This is a genomic window from Promineifilum sp. (SeqCode), assembly GCF_041918635.1.
Classification (GTDB): Bacteria; Chloroflexota; Anaerolineae; order Promineifilales; family Promineifilaceae; genus Promineifilum.
Window position 1 is genome coordinate 1 of record NZ_JAYRVJ010000012.1, and the last position, 3,391, is coordinate 3,391.

Below are 3,391 nucleotides of genomic sequence, written 5' to 3' on the forward strand. Positions count from 1 at the left end.
CGGAGCGGACTGGTGGAGACGGCGCTGGTGGTCGGCGTGGAGAAGGTGACGGACGAGACGGGCGCGCCGGTGCTGGCCGCGCTGGCGACCTCGCTCGACGCCGACTACGAGGCCATCCACGGCCAGACGCTGACCGGGGCGGGGGCGCTGCTGATGCGTCGCTACCTGCACGATTATGGCGTGACCCTGGCCGATTTTGCCGGCTTTAGCGTGAACGCCCATGCCAACGCCGCCGCCAACCCGCGGGCGATGTATCGCAACCGCCTGAAGCCGGAGGCGTTCACCGCCGCGCCGATGGTGGCCGACCCGGTCAGCCTGTTCGACGAAGCCCCGGCCGGCGACGGCGCGGCGGCCATCATCATCACCGACAGTGAGCGGGCGGCCGACAGGGTGGCCCGGCCGGTGCGGGTGGCGGCCTCGGCGCTGGCGACGGACGCGGTGGCGCTGCACGACCGGCGCGACCTGCTGTGGCTGAGCGCGGCCGAGCGCAGCGCGCAACGGGCGCTGGCCGCGGCCGGCCTGACGCCGGACGACATCGACGTGTTCGAACTGCACGACTCCTACACCATCATGGCCGCGCTGTCGCTGGAGGCGTGCGGCTTCGCGGCGCGGGGCGAGGGCTGGCAACTGGCCCGTGACGGCCACATCCGGCGCGACGGCCGTGTGCCCATCAGCACGTTCGGCGGGCTGAAGGCGCGCGGCAACCCGATGGGCGCGACGGGCGTCTACCAGTTGGTGGAGCTGGCCCAGCAGTTGCGCGGCCAGGCGGGCGATTGCCAGGTGGCCGGGGCGCGCGTTGGCCTGGCCCAGAATCTGGGCGGGATGGGAGCGACGGCGGTGACGCACGTGCTTAGGGGATAGGTTCTAGGGGCCAGGGGCCAGGGAAGAGCGCTCTTCCCCTAGAACCTGGCCCTTGGCCCCTAGCCCCTATACTTCGTAGCGGTAGTGCACGAGGTAGCTGACGTAGTAGCGCCCTTCCCAGCGCTCGACGCCGACGGCCCAGGTGCCCCAGTCGAACTCCACGTCGGCCGGCGCGGGACGGTGGGCGCTGTAGAAGTGCACCGCCTCATACCCCTCGGGCAGGATGGTCATGCCCGCCGTTGGCCCCTGTTGGAGGGCGTCGCAATTCCACTGGGTGGCGGCCAGCAGGTCTTTTTGCAAGAAGGGCAGCATCACCTCGCGGAACGTGCCGCGGATGCGCTCGCCGCTGCCCTCGTTCGTACCCCAGTTGTAGACCTCGCCGTTGCGCTCCCGGAAGAGGCGTTCCACCTCCTGGTCGCGCACGACGATCTCCTCGTTCCACCAGTTCAGGCGCAGGCGCAGCCCGCGCTGCGGGTGAACCAGTTCGTCGAGCAGCGCCGCGTCTTCCTGGGCGATGGCCGTTTGCAGTTGGGCCAGCAGCGTCGTCACCGCCGGATCGGCGCAGAACGCCTCACGGCTGATCGACTCGGTCAGGTAGCGGCTGTTGACGTAGCCCTCGCCGACGGAGGTCTCGACCGGCAGCCACAGCCCGCCGTCGCGCACGCCCTGGCCCTGGCCGACGACGCGGATGCCCGTGGCGTTGGCGGCCAGCCGGCCGACGAGGGGCGACCCCGCGCCCGGCTGGCGGCGGACGTTGAGCGTGTCGTTGGCGGCCACGAAGGCGACCTGGTAGCTCGGCTCGACGTTGGCGACGGGGGTCGCCGTGGGCGGGACGGCCGTCGGCGGTATGGCGGTGGGCGGCACAGCCGTGGGCGAGGGCGGCACGGGCGTGGGTGACGGCAGCGGTAGCGGCGTGGCGGTAACCGTGGGCGCGGCGGTGGGCGGCGGGGGTAAGGTGGACAGGCTCGTGGCTGTCGGCGCGGCAGCCGTGGGCGCGGTCACCGTGGGCAGATTCGGGTCGGCCGTGGCGGCCACGGTGGGGATGACCAGGTCCGGCCCGGCCGCGCCGCCGCAGGCGCTCAGCGACGCCAGGGCCAGCAATAGAATAAACGGCAATAGATGACGGATTCTGATGGACATGATACCTCTACCTACCAGACGACGCCCCGGCCATAGAGGTTCCGAAGAGAATTAGGAATTAGGAATCGAAGAACGGGGATCTTTGATTCCTAATTCCTAATTCATAATTCGTAATTGACTACAGGTTGAATTTGATGTTGATGACGTCGCCGTCCTGGACGTGATAGGTCTTGCCTTCCTGGCGCAGCTTGCCGGCGGTGCGGGCCTGGGCCAGGCCGCCGAGGGCGGTCAGGTCATCGTAGTGCACCACCTCGGCGCGGATGAAGCCCTTGGCCAGATCGGTGTGGATGACGCCGGCGGCGTCGACGGCCGTGGCCCCGCGCTTCACTTCCCAGGCGCGCACCTCGTCCTCGCCCACGGTGAAGAAGGATTGTAGCCCCATCAGGTCGTAGCTGAGATGGATGACGCGGTCGAGGCTGAGTTCCGTGACGCCATACTCCTCCATGAACATCGCCAATGTCTCTTCGTCGCCGGCGGCGCTCAGTTGGGCCAGTTCCATCTCCAGCCGGCCGCGGATGGGGGCGACGATGGTGTGGGGGTAGTCGTAGGCGAGGGCGGGAGCGTCCTGGTCGTCGCCGGTGTTGATGAGGACGACCTTGGGCTTGAGCGTCAGCAGGCCGTAGCCGCGCAGCCCCTTGATCTGCTCGTCGGTCAGGTCGAGGACGCGCAGCGGGCGATCGGCGGTCAGCGTCTCATTCATTTGCTCGAACAGGGCCAGCTCGGCCGTGGCCGCCGCCTTGTCCTTCGACGCGCCCTTTTTCAAGCCTTCCTGGATTTTCTCGATGCGCCGCTCGACGACGCCGAGATCGTTGAGCAGGAACTCCGTGTCAAGCGCGGCCAGATCGCGGGCGGCATCGACGCGGCCGTCGGGGTGGGGCACGCTGGCGTTCTCGAAGGCGCGCACGACGTGGACGAAGCCTTCCAGGCCGGAGAGGTGGTTGAGCAGTTGCGGGTTGAGGCCGCTGCCGGCGGCTTCCCCCTCGCGCTTCTGGAGGCCGGCCACGTCACTGTAGGTGATGCGGGCGTAGGTCGTCTTTTCGGGCTGGAACATGCGGCTGAGCACGTCCACGCGGGGGTCGCGCACATCCACGACGGCTGTCAGCACGTCAAAGCGCCCGCCCATGCTCTGGCCGGTGGGGGCGTTGCCCAGGGTGAGGGCGTTGAAGATGGTGGTCTTGCCTGAGGAGGGCAGGCCGATGATGCCAAGTTTCATAGACGGAGAGTATAACAGGAAAGAACGGCTTCTATATAATACATCATACATCCCAAGTTTTTCGATCCCTGGACGAGGGCAACCGACTAGATGGACACACAAAACAAGTGCTACTACTGCGGTGGAGAAGAGTTTGTTGAGCGGCGCATTGAGTATATCTATAGCCGTGGAAAGAAG

The 3,391-nt window shown here is 67.6% G+C and carries 3 protein-coding genes; 1 reads left to right on the plus strand and 2 read right to left on the minus strand.

The window, feature by feature from the left end; all coding sequences use genetic code 11:
• Positions 1 to 861, plus strand: an 861-nt coding sequence (locus ACE3UY_RS00625) for a hypothetical protein (RefSeq protein WP_374685621.1), incomplete at its 5' end; no start/stop codon positions are given.
• A gap of 66 nt (positions 862 to 927) precedes the next feature.
• On the opposite strand, the gene ACE3UY_RS00630 is transcribed toward ACE3UY_RS00625, so the two are convergent.
• Both ACE3UY_RS00630 and ACE3UY_RS00635 read right to left on the minus strand, forming a co-directional pair.
• A complete protein-coding gene (locus tag ACE3UY_RS00630; RefSeq protein ID WP_374685622.1) occupies positions 928 to 2,001 on the minus strand; it encodes a hypothetical protein in 1,074 nt (357 codons plus the stop codon).
• A 118-nt stretch (positions 2,002 to 2,119) separates the two neighbouring features.
• Positions 2,120 to 3,214, minus strand: coding sequence for a redox-regulated ATPase YchF (locus tag ACE3UY_RS00635; protein ID WP_374685623.1), 1,095 nt, complete (start codon positions 3,212 to 3,214; stop codon positions 2,120 to 2,122).
• Positions 3,215 to 3,391 lie beyond the last annotated feature (177 nt).